Annotated in this window: 19 protein-coding genes; 12 read left to right on the top strand and 7 right to left on the bottom strand. The window is 69.6% G+C overall.

All coding sequences use genetic code 11. The features are described from left to right. Positions 1-182 precede the first annotated feature (182 nt). Positions 183-1,655, top strand: a complete 1,473-nt coding sequence (locus LV79_RS31615; protein WP_253841977.1) for an aminotransferase-like domain-containing protein — start codon at positions 183-185, stop codon at positions 1,653-1,655. Between the two features lie 48 nt (positions 1,656-1,703). Here the strand turns inward: LV79_RS31615 and LV79_RS31620 are convergent, their stop codons facing one another. Then, positions 1,704-2,294 (bottom strand): TetR/AcrR family transcriptional regulator, encoded by a 591-nt coding sequence (locus tag LV79_RS31620; RefSeq protein ID WP_253841978.1) that lies wholly within the window; start codon positions 2,292-2,294, stop codon positions 1,704-1,706. A 383-nt stretch (positions 2,295-2,677) separates the two neighbouring features. Between LV79_RS31620 and LV79_RS31625 the strand changes: the two genes are divergently transcribed. The 6 genes from LV79_RS31625 (at position 2,678) to LV79_RS31650 (ending at position 7,990) form a co-directional block, all read left to right on the top strand. Next, positions 2,678-2,944: an acyl carrier protein gene (locus LV79_RS31625; protein ID WP_253841979.1), complete on the top strand. Its 267-nt coding sequence runs from the start codon at positions 2,678-2,680 to the stop codon at positions 2,942-2,944. A 10-nt stretch (positions 2,945-2,954) separates the two neighbouring features. Beyond that, positions 2,955-3,953, top strand: a complete 999-nt coding sequence (locus LV79_RS31630) for a hypothetical protein (protein ID WP_253841980.1) — start codon at positions 2,955-2,957, stop codon at positions 3,951-3,953. Between the two features lie 138 nt (positions 3,954-4,091). After that, entirely contained in the window at positions 4,092-5,447 is a 1,356-nt protein-coding gene (locus LV79_RS31635) for a TrpB-like pyridoxal phosphate-dependent enzyme (RefSeq protein WP_253841981.1), read from the top strand. Next, the gene (locus LV79_RS31640; protein ID WP_253841982.1) at positions 5,440-6,078 is read left to right on the top strand and encodes a phosphoribosylanthranilate isomerase; all 639 of its coding nucleotides are present in this window, start codon (positions 5,440-5,442) and stop codon (positions 6,076-6,078) included. The genes LV79_RS31635 and LV79_RS31640 overlap by 8 nt, the downstream gene beginning before the upstream one ends. Further along, complete coding sequence (locus tag LV79_RS31645; protein ID WP_253841983.1) at positions 6,075-6,761, top strand: beta/alpha barrel domain-containing protein; 687 nt, start codon at positions 6,075-6,077, stop codon at positions 6,759-6,761. The genes LV79_RS31640 and LV79_RS31645 overlap by 4 nt, the downstream gene beginning before the upstream one ends. Beyond that, on the top strand, positions 6,758-7,990 hold the full coding sequence (locus LV79_RS31650; protein ID WP_253841984.1) for a UbiD family decarboxylase: 1,233 nt from the start codon (positions 6,758-6,760) through the stop codon (positions 7,988-7,990). Before LV79_RS31645 ends, LV79_RS31650 begins: the two co-directional genes overlap by 4 nt. 60 nt (positions 7,991-8,050) lie before the next feature. On the opposite strand, the gene LV79_RS31655 is transcribed toward LV79_RS31650, so the two are convergent. Genes LV79_RS31655 through LV79_RS31670 form a run of 4 tightly spaced genes read right to left on the bottom strand, consistent with a single transcriptional unit; the run spans position 8,051 to position 10,751 of the window. Continuing rightward, positions 8,051-8,440 carry a DUF3037 domain-containing protein gene (locus LV79_RS31655; RefSeq protein WP_253841985.1) on the bottom strand — a complete coding sequence of 130 codons (390 nt, stop codon included), beginning with the start codon at positions 8,438-8,440 and terminating at the stop codon, positions 8,051-8,053. Next, a complete protein-coding gene (locus LV79_RS31660) occupies positions 8,424-9,203 on the bottom strand; it encodes a HipA family kinase (RefSeq protein WP_253841986.1) in 780 nt (259 codons plus the stop codon). Before LV79_RS31660 ends, LV79_RS31655 begins: the two co-directional genes overlap by 17 nt. Positions 9,204-9,237: 34 nt before the next feature. Next, positions 9,238-10,404, bottom strand: a complete 1,167-nt coding sequence (locus LV79_RS31665; RefSeq protein ID WP_253841987.1) for an RNA polymerase sigma factor — start codon at positions 10,402-10,404, stop codon at positions 9,238-9,240. Beyond that, complete coding sequence (locus LV79_RS31670; RefSeq protein WP_253841988.1) at positions 10,401-10,751, bottom strand: YciI family protein; 351 nt, start codon at positions 10,749-10,751, stop codon at positions 10,401-10,403. Before LV79_RS31670 ends, LV79_RS31665 begins: the two co-directional genes overlap by 4 nt. Positions 10,752-10,886: 135 nt before the next feature. Here LV79_RS31670 and LV79_RS31675 point away from each other — a divergent pair, with 135 nt between their 5' ends. Further along, the gene (locus LV79_RS31675; RefSeq protein ID WP_253842096.1) at positions 10,887-11,810 is read left to right on the top strand and encodes a hypothetical protein; all 924 of its coding nucleotides are present in this window, start codon (positions 10,887-10,889) and stop codon (positions 11,808-11,810) included. Here the strand turns inward: LV79_RS31675 and LV79_RS31680 are convergent, their stop codons facing one another. After that, positions 11,811-12,578: a pentapeptide repeat-containing protein gene (locus tag LV79_RS31680; RefSeq protein ID WP_253841989.1), complete on the bottom strand. Its 768-nt coding sequence runs from the start codon at positions 12,576-12,578 to the stop codon at positions 11,811-11,813. A gap of 70 nt (positions 12,579-12,648) precedes the next feature. Between LV79_RS31680 and LV79_RS31685 the strand changes: the two genes are divergently transcribed. Beyond that, positions 12,649-16,728 (top strand): tetratricopeptide repeat protein, encoded by a 4,080-nt coding sequence (locus LV79_RS31685; protein WP_253841990.1) that lies wholly within the window; start codon positions 12,649-12,651, stop codon positions 16,726-16,728. Between the two features lie 3 nt (positions 16,729-16,731). On the opposite strand, the gene LV79_RS31690 is transcribed toward LV79_RS31685, so the two are convergent. Then, on the bottom strand, positions 16,732-17,373 hold the full coding sequence (locus LV79_RS31690) for a hypothetical protein (protein ID WP_253841991.1): 642 nt from the start codon (positions 17,371-17,373) through the stop codon (positions 16,732-16,734). 475 nt (positions 17,374-17,848) lie between these two features. On the opposite strand from LV79_RS31690, the gene LV79_RS34870 reads away from it, so the two are divergent. From LV79_RS34870 to LV79_RS31705, 3 genes are read left to right on the top strand one after another with little or no spacing between them, the layout of a single operon-like run. Further along, complete coding sequence (locus tag LV79_RS34870; protein WP_344761057.1) at positions 17,849-18,301, top strand: phosphotransferase; 453 nt, start codon at positions 17,849-17,851, stop codon at positions 18,299-18,301. Positions 18,302-18,338: 37 nt separating this feature from the next. Beyond that, complete coding sequence (locus LV79_RS31700) at positions 18,339-19,187, top strand: DUF4253 domain-containing protein (protein ID WP_253841992.1); 849 nt, start codon at positions 18,339-18,341, stop codon at positions 19,185-19,187. Then, on the top strand, positions 19,178-19,588 hold the full coding sequence (locus tag LV79_RS31705; RefSeq protein WP_253841993.1) for a hypothetical protein: 411 nt from the start codon (positions 19,178-19,180) through the stop codon (positions 19,586-19,588). Before LV79_RS31700 ends, LV79_RS31705 begins: the two co-directional genes overlap by 10 nt. Positions 19,589-19,652 lie beyond the last annotated feature (64 nt).

Raw genomic sequence — 19,652 nt, forward strand, 5'->3', positions numbered from 1 at the left:
ACTGGCGGGGACGGCGGAAAGGCACGGCCACCGACCGGTCCACGACGGGGAGCGCCCAGCGAACGGGTGCCCCGCGTCCTCCGCCGCGGACCGGCTGGTTTCCGCCATCCACCCCAGGACCAGTCCAATACGCCCCGAAGTGGACCGGTTTACCCGGGCCCCGGACCGGTACCTTGATGATCATGGACCGCCTCTCCGACGCGCACGGCCTGGTTGAGCTGCTCGGCGACTGGACGACCGCGGGTGGTCCGCTCTACCGCAAGCTCGCGGGCGCGGTGGCCAAGTGCATCGAGGTGGGCGACCTGCCCGCGGGGGAACGCCTGCCGTCCGAGCGCGACCTGGCCAAGCTGCTCACCGTCAGCAGGGCCACCGTGGTCGCCGCCTACGACGACCTGCGCGGCAAGGGGCTGGTCGACAGCGTGCGCGGCAGCGGGACCAGGGTGAGCGCGCGGCCCAGGGTCAACGGCTCGCACGGGCGGGTGCCCGGCGGCCGGGCGACGTCGATCTTCCAGCGGCTGGCCGACGGCCCCGGCCCGATCATCTCGCTGGCCATGGCGATAGAGCCCGCCGCGCCGGAACTGGCCGAGGTGTACCGGGACCTGGCCGACAGCGGCGAACTGGGCGAGCTGATGAGCGACGTCGGCTACCACCCGCGCGGGTACCCCCCGCTGCGCACGGCCGTCGCCGCGCACTACACGGCGGTAGGCCTACCGACCGACCCCGACGAAGTGCTCATCACCACTGGTGCGCAACAAGTGATCGGGCTCGTCGCACAGATGTACTTGCGGCCAGGTAGCACTGTCGTGGTGGAGTCACCGAGCTGGCCGGGGTGCCTGGACGTGTTCCGAGCCGCCGGGGCGCGACTGGTGGGGGTACCGCTCGACGAAGAGGGCGTGCGCGCGGACCGGCTGGCGGCGGTGTTCGCCGAAGAGCGGCCGGTCTTGGCCTACCTGATGCCGACCTTCCACAACCCGACCGGGCGGATGATGTCCACCGCGCGGCGAAGACGGGTCGCCGAACTGGCCGCCCGGTACAACGTGCCGGTCCTGGAGGACAACGCCTACAGCGGCTTCCACAGCCGCACCGGTGCCGCGCCGCCGCCGATCGGCGCGTTCGCCAGGGGCAACGCCGAGATCCTCAGCGTTGGCTCGGTCGCGAAGTCGGCGTGGGGTGGGCTGCGCATCGGCTGGGTGCGCGGACCGTCGGCGATCGTGACCCGGCTCGCCCGCTACAAGGTCCGGGCCGACCTGGGCAGCCCGGTGCTCGACCAGGCGCTGACCGCGCACCTGCTGCCGCGCATCGAGGAGATCACCGCGGCGCGCGCGGCGACCATGCGGGCGAGGCTCGACCACACGCGGACGCTGCTGGGCGAGCAGTTGCCGCAGTGGCGCTGGCAGACCCCGGACGGCGGCTCGGCGCTGTGGGTAGAACTACCGGACACGAGCGCGCAGATCTTCGCCCAGGTCGCGCTGCGGCACGGGGTAGAGGCGGTGCCGGGCTCGGCGACCGACCCGACCGGCGCGCACGACAACCACATCCGGGTGCCGTTCACGTTCCCGATCGAGGTGATCACCGAGCTGGTCCGCAGGCTCGCCACCGCGTGGGCGGACCTGCAGCGGCACGGTCCCGTCACCGACACGCCCCCGGTCGTCTAGCCCCGCACGGCCGATATCGCCGAGGGGGCTAGACGCGAGCAGTCAGGCCTACCGGCGGATTCCGGCGATGGCGAGGTCTAGCAGCCGGGTGATGGTGGCAGGTTCGCGTTCCGCGGACAGGACGATCGCGTTCACCAGACGCAGCAGGTCGGCGATCGTGGCGTCAGCGTTGACCGCCTTGGCCTTCTGCGCGCGGCTGAGCAGCTTCTTACCCGTGTCGCGGACCTGGGCGTGCGCGCTCGTGAGCTCCTTGGCGCCCTCGGCCATGGCCAGGAACTTGGCCAGGCCCAGGTTGGCGGTGAAGTGCCGCACGAGGGTGCGCAGCCAGGTGATCAGCGCGTCGCCGGGGTCGGCCGCGCTCACCAGCGGCGCGGTCTCGGCGACCAGTGCCTCCACCCGGTCGTGGAAGACGATGTCGAGCAGGATGAGCCGGGTCGGGTAGTGCCGGTAGAGGGTCGCCGAGCCGAGACCGGCGCGCCGCGAGATCTCCTCGAGGGAGGCGTCGGCGCCCTGTTCGGCGACCACCACCCCGGCGGCGACCCGCAGCTTCTCGTGGTTGCGCTTGGCGTGCGCCCGCATCCCCTTCTCGAGCTCGGGGTCCTCGACCGGGGCTTGCTGCGGGGCTGGCTTGGACGCCACTGGGGTCCCTCCGTCGCGCGTTCTCGCGGGGTTGTCCCCCGCATCCTACCGGGCCGTCAACGGGGTGGTGCCCCGAGCGGTGGTCGAACCACTGGCGGTAAAGTCCTAATTGTCCTCTTAGGAGGAAGCCGGTGACGGGTCGGTGGGTGGAAACCACGCCCATTCCCGACTCCCGCCCAGCTGGGCGACACCCGATCAGGCGAGTCCGGCACCGCGGGTGGTGACGACCGGTGGGCACCGGGCGAATCTGGGTAGCCCGTACCCATGCCCGCCTCGGGCACCGGGCCTAGCTTGGACAGCCCGGCGGTCGGTGGGTCCGTCGGGGTGTCCACTGTGGAGACCGCGCCCGGGGTCCGCGCGGCGAGCGGGAGAGTAGGTCGTGCGTGAGCGGAGTGCCCGGCGGTGCGCGGACGATCGAGGCCGTCACGCGGTTCGTGCTCGAGCGGTTCCTGCCTGACGTACCAGCCGACGAACTGGACCCCGACCTGGACCTGGTGGCGGCCGGGGTACTCGACAGCCTCGGGGTGCTGCGGCTGCTCACCTGGCTGCAGGACACCTACGACGTGCCGGTGCACGAGGTGGACCTGGTGGAGCTGCGGTCGGTTCGCGCGGTCGCGCGGCTCGCCGAGACCCCGGTACGGGCAGGCTGACATGCCCGGGATGTCCACGGCGACGGCTCTGCTGACAGGGCTAACTCACCGGGCAGAGCCGGTAGGGGTACCGCAGTGGAGTGCGTTCCTGCACAGGTTGACCCGCGGGCGGTTGGCCACAGGCGAGGCCGCTGCGGTGTTGGCGTCGTTGTCGACGACCATGCCGGACCCGGGGACGCTGGCCGCGCTGTTCGACGCCGCGCACGACCGCGGTGGCGAGGACGCGGTGGACTACCCGGGGGCGGTGAACATCGTCGGCACCGGTGGCGGTCCGCGCACGGTGAACATCTCCACCGCGGCGGCCATAGTGGCCGCGGCGATGGGAGTGCGAGTCGTCAAGACAGGGTCACCTGGCCGCTCGAGCCAATCTGGTTCCTTTGACGTGCTCGGCGGTGCGCGGGTGCGATTGGCCGGTTCGCATACCGAGTTGGCGGACATGCTGGACCGGTTCGGCGTGGGGTTCGCCGGGTTCTTCGTCTACCCGGTCGAGGTGCCGCTGCTAGTGGCCGAGATCGTGCCGCTGGACCTGCGGGTCTTAGGGCGGTTCGTCAACACGGTAGGGCCGTTCTTGGCGCGGCTGTCGGTGTCGGCGCAGCTGACCGGGGTGTCGCGGCCGGACGACCTGCCCGCGTTGCGGACGCTGGCGGAGCGGCGAGTGGGGCAGCGGACGTGGCTGTGCCACAACGCGACCGGGGTGGACGAACTGGTCAGCTTCGCGGCGAACTGGGTGCACGAGGGCGGGTCAGGGCGCGGGCTGCGATTGGAGCCGTCCGGGAGGGGGGCGGTGGCCGACCTCGCGCCGGGGCCGGACCCGGTGGCGGACCTGCGGTCAGTGCTGTCGGGGCGGGCGCGGGCGACGACGGTCGAGACGGTGTGCCTGAACGCGGCGGCGTTGGCGGTGTTGTCCGGGGCGACCACCGACTGGGGACGGGCGCGCTACGACGCGACCGAGGTGGTGCGCGGTGGTGCCGCGCTCGCCTTGTTGGACCGGTTGGGCGGCGATGGCTGAGCCGACCACCCACACAGCGGCAGGCAGGGCTACCGACGGCGACCGCGCGCTGATCGGAAATGACCTGGTCGTGGACCTGTGTCGCGGCCCGTGGCCGCGCAAGCTGGGCGGAAGCGACCAACACCTTGGAGCCGTCCGATGAACCACCGTGTGCAGTTCCCGCTCGGCGCCGCGGACATCCCGCGCGCTTGGTACAACATCGCCGCCGACTTGCCCGACCTCGCGCCGCCCAGACACCCCGCGTCCGGTAGGGCTATCACGCCCGATGACTTGCTCGCGATCGTGCCCGAGGAGTTGGCGCGGCAGGAGTTGACGCTCGACCGCGAGGTGGAGATCCCCGAGCCGGTGCGGCAGCTCTATGCGCGATGGCGGCCCTCTCCCCTGATCCGCGCGCATGGGCTTGAGCGGTCGCTGGGTACACCCGCACGGATCTACTACAAGTACGAAGGCGTTAGTCCTACCGGCAGCCACAAGCCCAACACGGCGATCGCTCAGGCCTACTACAACAAGCAGGCGGGGATCACGAAGCTGGCTACCGAGACCGGCGCGGGTCAATGGGGGTCGTCTCTAGCGCTAGCGGGTGCGTTGTTCGACTTGGACGTCAGTGTCTACATGGTGCGGCTCAGCTTCGACCAGAAGCCCTACCGCCAGATGTTGATGCAGACCTACGGCGCCCGGTGTGTGGCCAGTCCTAGCACCGAGACCGAGACGGGTAGGGCGATCCTGGCTAGGGACCCCGACTCCCCCGGCAGTCTCGGGATCGCGTCTTCGGAGGCGGTGGAGGTAGCCGCCAACGACCCGACGACGAACTACGCGTGCGGCAGCGTCCTCAACCACGTGTTGCTGCACCAGACGGTGATCGGGCAAGAGGCGATCGCCCAGTTCGCGCTGGCAGACGACTACCCGGACGTGGTGGTGGGGTGCGCGGGCGGCGGCAGCAACCTCGGTGGTCTGGCTTTCCCGTTCCTCGGCGAGCAGCTGCGCGGGGGTAAGCCTGTCCACGTGATCGCGGCCGAGCCCGCCTCGTGTCCGTCGATGACGCGAGGGACGCTTGCATACGACTTCGGTGACACGGCTGGGTTCACGCCTCTCTTGCGTATGTACACCCTGGGTCACGGCTTCATTCCGCCGCCACTACACGCCGGTGGTTTGCGCTACCACGGCATGGCGCCTCTAGTGAGCGAGGCCGTAGCCCAGGGGTTGATCGACCCGGTCGCGGTAACGCAAACGGCGTGCTTCGCGGCTGGGGTCCGGTTCGCGCGGACGGAGGGGATCGTTCCCGCCCCGGAGTCCACGCACGCCGTAGAGGTCGCGATCCGCGAAGCGTTGCGGTGTCGGGAAGAGGGCATCGGCCGGACGATCCTGTTCGGGTTGTCGGGGCACGGGCACTTCGACCTGTCCGCGTACGAGGACTACCTCTCGGGCACCTTGCGGGACGGGGAGTTCGACCCGGGCAAGATGACCGCCGCGCTGGCCGAGTTGCCGGATGTCTGAGGTGCTCGTGAAGGTCTGCGGCGCCACCCGCGCCGCAGACCTCACCGCGCTGCACGGCGTCGACCTTGTCGGGTTGTGGTGGGGTGTTCGGGGCGGTCACGCGGACCTCTCGCGGTCGGCGTTCGTCGAACTGGCCGCGCGCGGTGGACCGGAGCCGGTGATGGTGACCTTCGCTGATGACGTAAGCGAGCTCGCACGGGCTAGCGGAGTCCGGTGGATCCAACTGCACGGGTTCCAGTCACCCAAGACGGTTGGAGAACTCAAGGAGGCAGGGCTAACTGTGGTGAAAGCCCTGCACTTCCAGGATGGGACGTGTGTGGAAGGCCCGCTGGTGGGTGCGTACGAGCGTGCGGGGGCGGATATGTTCGTGCTCGACCAGGTAGGGCCAGATGGGACGTTGGGCAGTACGGGCCAGGTCTTGTCGGAGTCTGCGGTCCTGGGGATCGCGGACCGGCTAAGCCAGCCGTTCTTGCTGTCTGGCGGAGTCAGCCCTCACAACGCCGATGCGTTCCGCGCGGTGCGGCGGCACCCTAGGTTCGCGGGCGTGGACGTCGACACCGGCTGTCGCGACCGCCGGGGGCGGATAGACCGCGACCGGGTTGGTGCCTTGGTGGCCGGGTGGCGACGATGAGCCGGTTCATCCAGGCCGTGTTGGGCGCGTCGATCCCGGTGATCCCCGAGGTGAAGGTCCGGGCGGCCGATGGGGTGTCATTGGTCGGCGAGCGGTCCCCGGTGGCGATCGCAGCGGCTTACAAGGAGGCGGGCGCGGGCTGCCTGTCGGTGGTGACGGGCCGCTGGTTCGGCGGTGACCTGCGGTTGCTGGCCGACATCACCGCGCGGTGCGACCTACCGGTGCTGCAGAAGGACTTCTTGACTAGAGAGGCGCAACTAGACCAGGCGTGTGAACTCGGCGCGGCGGCGGTACTGCTAACAGCGGCGCTCCTACCACGGCGGGTGCTGGCGACTCTGGTCGACAAGGCGTTGGTGTTAGGGCTGACGCCGTTCGTTGAGGTGGTGAGCGAGACGGAGATCGCGGCCGTACCGCACGCGAGCGACTGCGTGATCGCAGTGAACAACAAGGACATCCAGGTTCGCGAACAGGGCCCAGCTGATCTCAGTCGTAGCGAGCGCCTGCTGCCCGCGGTCCAGGCGACTGGGTGCCGCGCGCCGGTCAGTGCGAGCGGCATCGACCACCCGGCGCAGGCGACCCGGCTGGTGCGGGCCGGGTTCGCGGCGGTGCTGGTCGGCACGGGGTTGTTGCGCTCGCCCGATCCCGCGACGTGGTTGTCCCGGCTCGCCGGGGCGCCGAGGTGACGGCCATCCCCGCGCCGCGTGCCCCGCTCACCGACGACCCGACGGCAATGTCCCTGCGGGCGGCCGTGCGCCGTGTCCCGCCCGCGGCGCACCGGATCGCGGGGCGGCTGTTCGAGCGTCACGAGATCGCGGCGGACTTCGCGGAACGGTTCACCGGTGTGCCCGCGAACCTGTCGTCCCGGTCGGAGATGGTCGTGCGATACCGGGTGCCGGACTCGCCGATCCCGGTCATGCTCGGGTTCTACGGTGACGCCTACCGCGTGCGGTCTTGCCTACCTGGTCTGCCCGGTCAGGCAAATCAAGAGTCTGTCGCCGCGTTGACTGATGCGGCCACCGCACCTGTTCAGGTGATGCGCCCGAGGGAGCGTTGGCCGGAGGTAGACCTATGTGCGTTGCCGGTGCTCCCCAGTCGCGACGGGAAGCCCTACATCACGATGGGCGTCGTATACGCGAGTCAGTGCGGCGCCACCACGATGTCGGCACACCGGATGCAGGTGCTCGACAAGAACCACCTAGCACTGCGGGTAGGACAAGAGCACGAGCTTCAGGCCCTTCACGCGCACGCGGTAGCTGCTGGAGAGCGGCTGGCTGTGTCCGTGAACCTCGGTCCACCGCCCGCAGCGATGGTGGCGTGCGGGTTGCCTCCTTGGCTATGGCCAGTCGGTAGACCTGCCTTGGCTGGAGCGCTGGCTGGCGCCCCGTTAGCGCTGTCGGCTGGAGTCAGGACCACCGTGCTCGCGGACTCCGAGATCGTGCTGGAGGGCTATCTCGACGGTACGAGGACCGGGGACGCACCGGTGCTCACGGTCACGGCGATGACAACCCGGCCTGACCCCGTCTACCACGCGCTGTTGGACCCGGGTAGGGAACGCTCCGTCATGCTGGGCCTGGCGGGAGCCCTGTCGGTGGCGCGAACCCTGGACGACGACTTGGTCACCGATGTCCACCACAGCCCGGCGGGCGGCGGCACCCTGTTGCTGGTGATCGCCGTCCACAAGCGCTCCCCCGCCGACGACCACCGGCTCTCGGACATCGCACGCCGGGTGTTCGACCGGCACCCGCTCGGCGAGCTGATCGTTTTCACCGACGACGACGTGGACATCTCCTGCGCCGAGGATGTCCTCTGGGCGATAGCGACTAGGGGCACGCACCGCTCGGAGTGGTCACGCGGGCGGACGTTCGTGGACGCCACCGTCCCGTTCGGACGTACCGCGTTCCAGGGCCGCTAGGCGAAACAGCTCAGTCGCTAGGCGCAACAGCTCAGCCGCTAGGGCGCACTAGGTCAGCCGCTAGGTGCCAACGGGCAGTACCAGCCGTTGGAACAACCGTTCCAGGTCAGCGTCAGGGTCGGTGGTGAGCCCGGGGTGGGTCGGCGAGGTCTGCACAAGAGTGCTGCGGGGCGCGGTGAGCCAGCGGAAGCGCTGCCCAAGAGAGATCCCGGTGACGGGGGCGCGCTTGTCAGTACCGTCGCAGGCACCACAGAGGAGGGTCAACGCGGCGGCGAGGGTGTCGACGTCCAGGTCGGGGTCCAGTGCGCGCAACCGGTCCGGGTCGACGTGCGTGCGGCAGCGCAGGTAGTCCAGGTCGGCGCAGTAGAGCAGCACGCCGACGTTCATGGCCTCGCCGCGGTCTTGTCGGGGGATGGCCCGCAGCAGCGCGTACTCAAACACGTGCGACACGAGCCGCCTCCAACTCACTGACCCAGCGTGGCGCGTCCGCCAGTCTTGCCTCGAAGTACGCCCGGTAGGCGGCCCTGGTCTGGTCGGGTGTCCCGAACACCTCGTCGAGCCAGTCATCGGGGATCAGCGCTAGGACGTCGTCGAGCACGAGCAGCACCTTAGGTCTAAATATCGCGTCGACCTCGGCCACCGGGCCTGCCACGGGCAGCATCACGTGGTCGGCCGCGTCGTACCGGTAGGTCTGTGCGGGCTTCCACCCTTCGGCGAAGCGGTGGTGGAAGTACAAGGCGGCGCCGTGGTCGATGAGCCACACCTCGCGGTGCCAGAGCAAGAGGTTCGGGTTGCGCCAACTGCGGTCCACGTTGAGAACCAGGCCGTCCAGCCACAGCACCCGGGCGGCGAGATCGGGCCCAGGGTCACGCACCAGCGGCGTGAAGTCGAACGAGCCGGGTAGGTAGTCCAGGCCGAGGTTGCGCCCACCGCTGGCCCGCAGCAGCGCTTGCACCTCTTCGTCCGGCTCGGCCCTACCCAGGTCCGGGTCTAGATCGATGAGTACGAGCTCTGGCACCGGCAGGCCCAACGCCCGCGCCAGCTCCCCCACCAGGACCTCGGCAACCAACGCCTTGAGCCCCTGGCCCGCGCCGCGGAACTTGAGCACGTACATGCCCAGGTCATCGGCCTCCACCAGCCCGGGGAGCGACCCGCCTTCACGCAGCGGGGTCACATACCGGGTGGCGGAGACGGCACGCAGCGGCGAGGACACCTCCGAATCATGCCGTGCGACCACCGATACCGCGTCACAGGGCATCCCGCATGCGCCCTAGGTGGTCACGCTCGATGTCATCCGGGGTTAGCTCTATCGCGCGGGTGTACTCGGACGCCGCTTCCGACGCGCGTCCCAGTCTCCGCAGTAGGTCAGCTCTTACGGCGTGGAAGACCGGGTAGCCGTCCAACTCCAACTCGTCGACCAGTGCTAGAGCCGCGCCAGGACCGGAGACCTCGGCGACCGCAACCGCCCGGTTGAGCGTGGCAACAGGTGTTGGCGCTATCGCGATGAGTTGGTCATAGAGCGCCACGACCTGGGTCCAGTCGGTAGGCGGGTCTGTGTGAACGGCGTTGATCGCGGCCTGGATCTGGTACGGACCGGGCGCCCCGCGCCGGAGGCACCGGCGGACGAGGTCATGCCCCTCGGCGATCATCGCGTGGTCCCACCTGGTGTGGTCCTGCGCGGTAAGAGGCACGAGCGCGCCGTCGTCGTCCACGCGCGCGGCACGACGGGCGTCGGTGAGCAGCACTAGAGCGAGCAGACCGAGCGCTTCCGGTTCGTCCGGCATCAGCTCGACCAGCAACCGGGCCAGTCGGATCGCCTCGTCGCAGAGGTCGGTGCGGCGGCGCGCGTGGCCCTCGGTGAACACCAGGTACACCACGGCCAGCACCGACCGCAGTCGCTCCGGGAGGTCCGCGTCGGCAGGCACCCGGTAAGGGATGCGCGCGGCGCGGATCTTCGCCTTGGCCCGGACCAGCCGCTGGGCCATGGTCGGCTCTGGCACCAGGAACGCGCGGGCGATCTCGGCCGTAGTGAGCCCACCGAGCAACCGCAGCGTTAGCGCTACCTGCGTCGGTCTAGCCAGTGCGGGGTGGCAGCAGGTGAAGACCATCCGCAGGCGGTCGTCGCGCACTGGGCCCTCCTGCTCCGGTTCGGTCGTCGCGTGCAGGAGGGCGGCTTGGGCGTGCCGGTCGTCGCGGTCGGCCTCGCGGCGCAGCCGGTCGATGGCCCGGTTGCGGGCGGTCGTGATGATCCACCCGGCCGGGCTCGGCGGCACCCCGCGCTCCGGCCAGGTGCGCAGCGCCTGGGTGAAGGCGTCCTGCACCGCGTCCTCGGCGATGTCGATATCGCCGAAGACGCGGGTCAGCACGGCCACCGCCCGCCCGTACTCCTGGGCGAAGACCTCCGCGGCGCTCACCCGCAGTGGTCGCCGATGGGGCGCACCTCGATGGGCAGGGTGATCGCCAGCGCCGCCTTGCGGCCCCACGCCAGGGCGGCGTCCAGGTCGGGCGCGTCGATCACCCAGAACCCGCCGACGTGCTCGCGGCCCTCGGCGTAGGGGCCGTCGGTGACCAGGACGTCGTCGCCCTTGGGCCGCAGCACGGTCGCGGTGTGCGCCGGGTGCAGGCCCGCGGTGAAGACCCACGCCCCCGCGGCTCGGATCTCCTCGTTGAGCGCGGCCACGTCGCGCATGATGGGGTCGAGCACCTCCGGCGGCGGCGCGTCGCCGTCGGGCTGCTGGATGCTGAGCAGGTAGTGCGCCATGTCGGCTCCTCTGTGTCCGGTTCGTCGGGGCCGGTCTCGCGTCCGGCGCCCGCACCACCTACACGAACGGCTACGTCGCGGATCGACACCTCGGGGACAGCTGTTTTCGACCGGTCCTGACTGTACGGTTCGGTCATGTCGCTACCGCCGCCACACGACCCCCGGTTCCCGAACCAGGGTGGCTACGGTCCGCCCCTGGGCGGCGGCCCGTACCGACCCGGCCCGCAGGACCAGCCCCAGCCCCGTGAGCAGGGCGGATACCCGCGGCCGGGCTACCAGCAGGGCGGGTACCCCGAGCCCGAGTACCAGCCCGGGTACCAGCAGCAGGGCGGGCAGCGGGGCCAGTACCGGGAGGAACCCGGGCAGGCGGCGCGACCGGCCCAGCAGCGGCAGGCGCAGGCACCCCAGCGGCAGGCACCGCAACCGTCCCGGTCGTCGGGGTCGTCGGGGCCGCGGCGGATCCCGGGCGTCGGGCTGGTGCTGGCCATCGTCGGCTCGCTGGTGCAGCTGCTGAGCCTGACCCTGCTGCCGTGGGTCGCGCACGGCGGTGACCCGAAGTCGCTGGTCAGCCTGGTCGGCGACCTGTCGGACGGTCAGCCGCACGGCTTCGGCGACTGGTACGTGGTGCTGTTCAGCTACCCGCTGGTGGTGCTCGGCGTGCTGCTCTCGTTCTCCGCGGTGCTGGAGTCGGTCGCGATGAAGGTCGTCTGGGCGGGCCTGGTGCTGCTCGGCGTCGGGTTCCTGCTGCTGCGCTTCGGGGTGGGCCCGATGACCGGCCTGTTCGGCGTCGAGCAGGACTTCAGCACCCGCGACGTGGTGGTGGCCGTCGCGGCGGTCGGGGTGGCCGTGGTGGTCATCTTCGTGTTGAAGACGGCGGTGAGCATGTTCCGCCGGGTCGCGGGTTTGATCCTCTTGGCGCTATCCGGCGTGCACGTGGCAGCGGTGGCGGACCTCGCGGACGGTTTCAGCAACCTCAGCGTCGGGTCGTTCGGTCCCGTTGTCGGCTACCTGCTGATCGGTGTCGCTGCCTTGGTCGGGCCTAAGAGGTTCGCGCCGTAGCTACCAGTGGCGTGGGCGGTTCAGCGCCGAAGGCAGCTTGGTGGTCGCGTCGCCGCGCGCGGAGTCCACTTGTGACTGGATGAGGAACAGTGCCCCGGTGAAGTCCGCGCCCCGCAGGTCGGCGCCGCGTAGGTCCGCACCGATGACGTCGGCACCACGCAGGTCGGCTTCTCTTAGGTCTGCCCCGATCAGGTAGGCGCCACGGAGGCTGGCGCCGCGTAGGTCTGCGCAGCGGAACTTAGCGCCCATCAGGTCGGCGCCGCGGTGGTCCTTACCCCGGGTTCCCGCACGGGCGAACTCACTCGCTTTGAGCAGGAGCGCGTTGACCATGTGCCGGTGCGCGTGGACATCGAGCGCACGCAGCACGGTCACGCTCGCGTCGGTAAGAGCCTCGGTCTCCGCTATCGCGCGAGCGATGTCCTTGCGCAGCGGTGGGGCTATCTCGCGGGCCTCGGTGAGGTACCAGAGCAGCTCGTGCAGGTCGCGCATCACCGGGAAGACGGTCTGCGCCGCCTCCGGTGCGACCCTGGTGACCTTCTGGCCCGCGCCGAAGCAGTCGTAGACCGTGCAGCCGGTGAACCCCTTGGGTCGGAGCTGGTCGTGAATGCCGCAACGGTGGTCGGCGAGCAGGTTGGGGCACGCGCGGCCAGCGGGCTTGTCGATCGCGAAGTCCGCGGAGGCAGAGAACGCGGGGACCCGGCAGCACAGCGCGTGGCAGTTGGCGCAATCCGCCCGCAACGCACCGAAGGGATCTTGCGATTTTGGCACAGCGCTCCCGTGCGGTAACGGAACGTGAGAGGGTTCACGACCAGATGGGAGACCGAGCGTAAGGGGCGCCGTGACCACTGCCGACATCGACCTCCTCCGTCGTCGCTGGGAGCTGCCGACGGCTCTTGCGGCAACTGAGCGGGCTCTGGCGGAGTCTCCACACGACCCACAGGTGGTGGTAGCCCACGCCCGGGTCTTACTCGCGATGAGCCGGGAGGACGAGGCAGCCGAGGTCACGTCGCGGCAGCTAGAGGACCCCGCTGTCTCAACCTGGCATCTAGTGGCGCTCGCCCACTCTGGCGCCTACGGGGACGCGATCGCGTTCGGCTTAGAGGCTGTCAAACGGTTCCCTGACTACGCCTTGGTGCGTGTCGCTCTGGGCCGTGCCTACGCCGAGAGCAACCGCGAAGAGGAAGCGCTGGAGCAATACCTCGCCGCGATGGTCTTATCGCCCTCCGACTGGCGTCCCGCCCGCTGGTACGCGCTAGGGCTCGCCGACCTCTACCGGTGGTCCGAGGCTGTTATCGCCGCCGAGGAGTTGGTCGCGAAGTACCCCACGGTGGCGAAGTGCCACCACACGCTCGGACAGGTCCACCTCAATCGCGGCGCGCCAGAGGACGCCCTCCCCCACCTCGACGCCGCGATCGAACTCGACCCCGACTTCTCTTATCCCTACCAGTACCGGGGCACAGCACTCATCGATATGTCGCGGTTCGCTGAGGCACAAGAGTGGGAGGCCAAGGCTATCGAGCGGTTCCCGCGTTCGGTAGACCTGCTCATCTCGGCGGCGTGGACGTTCAGCATCCAGGACCGCGAAGGTGAGGCAGTCGAGCTGGCGGAGCGCGCCATCGCGCTCGACGGTCGATCCAGCTGGGGGCTGGGCAGCCTGGCGGACTTCGAGAGCTACCGGGACAACCACGAGCGGGCCACGACGACGATCGACAGGGCGATCACCCTGCGGCCGCTGGACGTGCAGGCACGCGTGACGGCCGCGTGGATCGCCATGCGGGACGAGGATCCGGTGGCCGCCGAGGCCGCCACGGACCACGCGCTGGCCCTCAACGGCCGCAACAGCCGGGCGCTGACCTCGCGGATCAACATCCTGCGGCTGGTGGGCAGGCAGGACGACGCGATCGCCGTGGCGGAGGAGGCGTTGCGGGTGCGGCCGCCGACTCCCGCCGTCGCCGTCGCCGCGGCGACCACGTTCCAGCAGGCAGGCCACTCGGACCGCGCACTGGAGGTGCTCGCGAACGCGCTGGAGGTCCACCCGCTGGACTCGACCCTGCTGCGGACGCGGATCAGGCACCTGCAGGCCGCCGAGCGCACCGAGGACGCGGCCGAAGCGGTCGCCACGGCTCTGGCACGGCGTCCGGACGATGTCGCGGTGAATGTCGTGGCAGCGGCGCACTTCAGCGCTCTAGACGACGACGGCCGCGCGCTCGAACTGGTCGATCGCGCGCTAGGGGTCCGCCCGGACCACGCCGCCGCACTGGTTGCCCGCGTCGACTACCTGCGTTACCTCTCTCGCTACAGCGAGGCCTGTGACGCTGCCGAGCACGGTCTCTCTCTACACCCGGACTCGACCACCATGCAGCTAGCGGCGATGAACGCCTTAATGGCGCATGATCGCTATAGCGATGCGTTAGTCCAAGCCGAGAAGGCGTTGTCGGAGGACCCTAGCAACGAGGGCGTGCTGGTAAGGCAGGTCGACTGTTTGCGCTACCTGTGCCGGTTCGCCGACGCGCACAAGGTCGCGGAACCGGCCTTGGCCGAACAGCCGGACAGCGTTCTGCTGCGGATGGCCCACGCCGAGGTGTTCAACTCGGAAGGGCGCCACACCGAGGCGATCGCCATAGCGGCTCAGGTCCGTGTCGACTGTCCCGACTACGCGTGGGCCCTCCGGCGGCAGATCACCTTCCTGGTCAACGCGCACCGCTTCTCGGAGGCACATGCCTTGGCCGCTGAGGCACTCGCCAAGTACCCGGACGACACGGGTGTGCTGTTGGGCGTCGCGTGGCTCAACAGCATGCTCAGCCACGAGCGTGTGGCCGTGGAGCTAGCGCAACGCGCGGTCGCGGTAGCGCCTACCAACCTGTGGGCGCGGCAGAGCTTGGTCCAATTCTTACGCTATGCGAGGCGTTTCGACGAGTCACTCGCGGCGTGGGAACCGTTCACTGGCACCAGCGACGCCGATGCGCTCGTCACGCGCGCGTGGCTGGCGTCCGACATGGGGCAAGACGACGCCGCGATCTCTTGGTGCGAGCAAGCCCTCCAGGCCGCACCGCGCTATGTGCGAGGGTTAACCACTCGGATCTGGCTGCTACATAAGGCTGACAGGCTGGTTGACGCTAAGACGGCCTCAGCAGCCGCGCTGGCACTACGACCAGACAACGTCGACATCCATTCGACGGACGCGTGGCTGAGGCTGGAGCTGGACGACGCCGAGGGGGCGCTCGTTGCCGCCAACCGCGCGTTGGAGATCAGCCCACGGGACGACGACGCGCTGGAGCACAAGATCCTGGCCTTGTTCCGGTTGCACCAGGTCGATCAAGCGGAGCGGGTGATCCGCACGGGCCTGGAGCGGCAGCCGACCAACCTCGGGCTGCGGCTCGCGCTGGCGAAGGTGCACGAGCACCGGTTGGCGTTCGACGCGGCGGCGCAGTGCACCACCGAGGCGATGCGGGAGGTGCCGGACGATCCGGATTGCGGGGTGGCGCTCTCGACGACGCTGCGGTCGCTGCGCCGGTACGGGGAGGCCGAGCGGGTCGTGCTGGGGGTGGTCAGGACACATCCGCACCGCCGGGACGCCCGCGCGGAGCTGGGGTGGATCCACCACGACGAACGCAGGCTCGCCGATGCGCGACGGGTGTTCCAGGACCTGCTCGACGACGCCGCCAACGAACGGGAGCGGCGGTCAGCGCGCTACGGGCTAGGGTGGGTCGCGTTCAGCGCGGGCGAGCACTCGAAGGCGGAGGCCGAGTTCCGGGCGCTGCCCTCGTCCGACTTCGCGTACCGGTTGGCTTTGGCGTGGGCGCTAACTCGGCAGGACGGAGTAAGCCGGTGGCGCGAAGGTGAGGCTATCGCGGCATCGTTGGTCAAGCTGCGGGATGACCCTTCGGCGCACATATGTCTAGGGGTGGCGGCGTTCCGGCAGGGTCAACTCGCGTCCGCCGAGTACCACTTCAAGCGCGCGCTGGACATTGACGCGTACCACGGCAGCCACACGGACCTCGGGGCACTCTATGTCCAAATGGGACGCTATGAAGAGGCTGAGGTAGAGCTGAACAAGGCCATCTCTCGCGATTGGTACGACGCGGCGGCCCATGTGGAGCTGGGTTCGCTTCTGCTGCGGACTGATCGTCTCCCAGAGGCCGAACGCGAGTTCCGCCAAGCCCTCGCCGTTGACCCTGCCTCCGGAGCAGCGGCTATCGGCGCCGCGCAAGCCCTTGCAAAGACAGGCGACGAGGCGGAGGCAGAGTCCACGCTGCGTGCGGCCCTCTTGCGCCAAGACAGCCCGGCACGCTGGCGGACGAACTTGGCCTTGGCCCGCCTCTTAGTCCAACGCGGCGACAAGCAACAGAACGCTGACCTTCACGCTGAGGCCTACGCGCACGCCCAGGGCGCCATCGAGTCCGCCCCGGACAACGAGGCCGACCCCCACTTCGTCGCCGGTGTAGCCCACCACCGCATGGGCTCGCTAGCGGCGGACGCGCGCGGCCGCTTCTGGTACCGCCAACGCGCCTTGGCCCACCTCCGCGAATGCCTCAAACGCGAACCCGGCCACGCCGACGCCCAACGCAACCTCCACCTGCTGGAACGCGAACTCAAGGCCGTCGCCCCCGCCATCTGGGGCGGCTACGCCGTGGCCGTGGTCTCCATCGCCCTCCTCGCCACCCTCTGGATCACCTTCTTCACCACCACCAAGGTCACCGCGGTGATGCTCACGACCACCACCCCCGTCCTCGTGGGCCTCTTCACCATCGCCGTCCTCCTCCCCTCCCTCATCCGCCTCAAACTCCCCGGCTTCGAAGCCGACCTCCAAGCCGGAACCGGCCCCATCACCCCAGGCCCCACCGGCCAAGTAACCTTCGCCCCCGGCCGCTTCACCGTCACCACCGGCCCCACCGGCCAACTCCCCCGCCGCGAGTAACGCTCACGAACCCCCGCCGTCCGACGGCGGCGCCGTAGTCACCTCATGCTCACCGAGCTTGGCCATGAACCGGGACTTCACGACCTCGGCCACCACGGCCTGAGCGATGATGTCCCGGGACTGGATCGCCCTGCGAACTCCTTGCCGGAAGAATAGGAAAGCGGCGAGGGTCGTCGCCACGGTCACGGTGACCTTGATCGAGACCGGGATATGGGCGTTCCACACTACCAAGAGGATCAACGCGAGCAACGCGGGCGCGACGTTGATGCGGAAGGACGCCTCAGCCAGCAGGCGGTCATACCTGTTGAACAGCTCGACGTTGGCGGCCTGCAGCCGGGTAGCGAGTTGCCGCTCTTCACGCATGAGCCCCGCGGCGACAAATGACCGGGGGTGGGCCGCCCCGTCGAACCCGTACTCCTCGGCGGTGTACTCGTCCAGGTCACGGAGCGTCTGGTCCGACATGGGGTACACCTGGACACGGTCGAGCGCCCGCGTCCTCGCTCGATCCCGCAACCGGTTGATCCACCGCGGCCGCCCGCCATGCTCCCAGAGGTGCAACGGGTCGACCTCGACGAACGCCCCAATCAGGTACGCGGCGAACGACGCCACGACGAGGAGCCCGCCCTTGCCAACATAGGCACCCAAGTCCCATAGAGCCGCTAGAACCGCCTGTGAGGGCTTCGACTTCGGCAAGTCCTTACCGACAACCAGCCATGCCACAAGCAACCAGACGAAACCCACTGTCAGTGGTGTGCGTACCTCGCGCACGCCGGGCAATGTCGACGCCAGCACACAACGATCATCGCGACTGGTGGCGAAGGCGCTACACCGCTCGTTGACAGGGCTGGTTGTCCGGATGAGCATGTGCGGTGTGGAGGAGCGATTGCTTGGGGGGAACAACGCGGAGGAGGTTGTTCGCGTTGGGGATGAGGTGCGGAGGTCGCGGGGGCCGGGGTTCGCGGGGGATGTGTTGCGGTATCTGGAGTCTGTGGGGTTCGGGTACGCGCCCCGGTATCTTGGGGTTGATGATCGGGGGCGGGATGTCCTGAGTTACATACCGGGGCGGACGACGGATCATCCTGCGCAGCGGGCGGCGGGGGCTTACGCGCGTGCGGGGAAGATGCTGCGGGAGCTCCACGACACCACGGCCGGGCATCCGCTCGCGGGCGGCCACGAGTGCGTAGTGCACGGTGACGCTGGCCCGTTCAACACCATCTTCCAGGAGGGTCTGCCGGTCGCGTTCATCGACTGGGCCGGATGTCATCCCGGTGCGGCATTGGACGATCTGGGCTACATGGCGTGGACCTGGTGCATCCAGACCCTAGGCAACGTCCCCATAGAGGACCAAGCGGCGCACCTACGGGAACTGCGCGACGCCTACGGAAACGTCTCGCCGAAGTCGCTCTTAGATGCGATGGTCGAGCAGCAGACTCGCATCGTGGAGCTGGAGACCGCGAACCTGACCAACCCCACGCTCAGCCCTACCCGCCTCGCCCACGCGCGTCGGGCCATCGCCTGGGCCGAGTCCGATCGGGCGCTGGTCCACGAGCACCGTGTGATGCTGCTGAAATAGCCTCGCGGTGTCGGTGGTGCCGGCTACGATCCCGCCCGTGACGTTTGATGCGCCCTTGCCTGGGGATCTTGCGAGTCTGTTCGTCGACGGGGCGGCCGCGGGCCGGTCGTTGGCGGTGGCCCTGCCGCCTGGGCGGGTTGTGGTGCCCGAGGGCGGCGGGAGGCCCGCGTTCTGGCTCAGCGATGGACCCGTTCCGGCAGGCCTATGGGCGAGGTTGCGTGCCGAGCACGGGCGGTCCGGGTTGTGGCCGCTGTTGCTCGACTCGCAGGATGACGACGACGCCGCGTACCCGCCGTGGGGGAACGGTGAGGTGGTGGTCGGGGAACTGCAGCCTGGGGAGCGGGACGCGGAAGCGTTCCTCGCGCGGTCGTGGGACGACTACACCGGCCACAGCGACGACGACCCTCTTACCCCAGCCGAGCGTCTTGCCGTCACCAGCCCGTATGGACGCCAGTGGCCTGGTCGCGCACCCGCGCCCGTTAGCACTACCGACCCAGATCGCACCGCCGACGGTCTTGCCGAGCAGTTGCTCGCGGGCCACCAGTCGATGCGACTTGGCCTGGTCGCGGCGGAGCGGGGAGCCGACTCGCTGACCGTCGCCGGGTGGACCGGGCCCACCAACTACATCCCGGACACCGCCGACCTCTCCGCTGTCCTCCGCGACTGGGAAGACCGCTTCGGCGCACGCGTGGTGGGCGTCGGCTTCGACACCCTCCTGCTCAGCGTCACCGCGCCGCCCGCGACCCACGCCGAGGCGTTAGCCGTCGCCGTCGAGCACTTCGCGCTGTGCCCGGACAACGTGTGGCAGTTCGACGGCGCCCACCCCCTGTTCACCTACGCCGAGCGACTCGTCGGCGACCACTCCTGGACGTTCTGGTGGGACTAGACCCGGTCGTTCGGCTGTGGGACGCCGGTGCCGTGCCCGGTCGGACCGGGCTCTACCGGGTCGACGGTCCCGCACGGGCGCTGTCGATCGGCGGCACGGCCCTGTCGCGGTTCGAGCTCGGCGAGGACTTGGCCGGGGTTGACGACGAGATCGGGGTCGACATCCACCCCGACGCTGACGTGCCGATCCCGGGCGGCTTCCTGGTGGGCGGCGAAGGGGGGCTCGGGCACGAGGGGTTCTTCGCGCGGCTCGACCAGGACCGTCGACCGGTGTGGGTGGTCGCGCTGGAGGACGGCAACCCGATCGTCGCGATCGAGGTCACCGACCGGCGCGCCCGGTTCACCAACAACCTCGGCAACGCGGTCACCGTCGACCTGGACAGCCCGGAGTTCGGCCCGTAGGCGTCCATTCGGGTGATCGCCGGTGTCGCGCACATGGGGTGTCGGGCCGACGGTGGACCATCGC

It is taken from the genome of Actinokineospora globicatena (assembly GCF_024171945.1).
In the GTDB taxonomy this organism is placed as follows: domain Bacteria; phylum Actinomycetota; class Actinomycetes; order Mycobacteriales; family Pseudonocardiaceae; genus Actinokineospora; species Actinokineospora globicatena.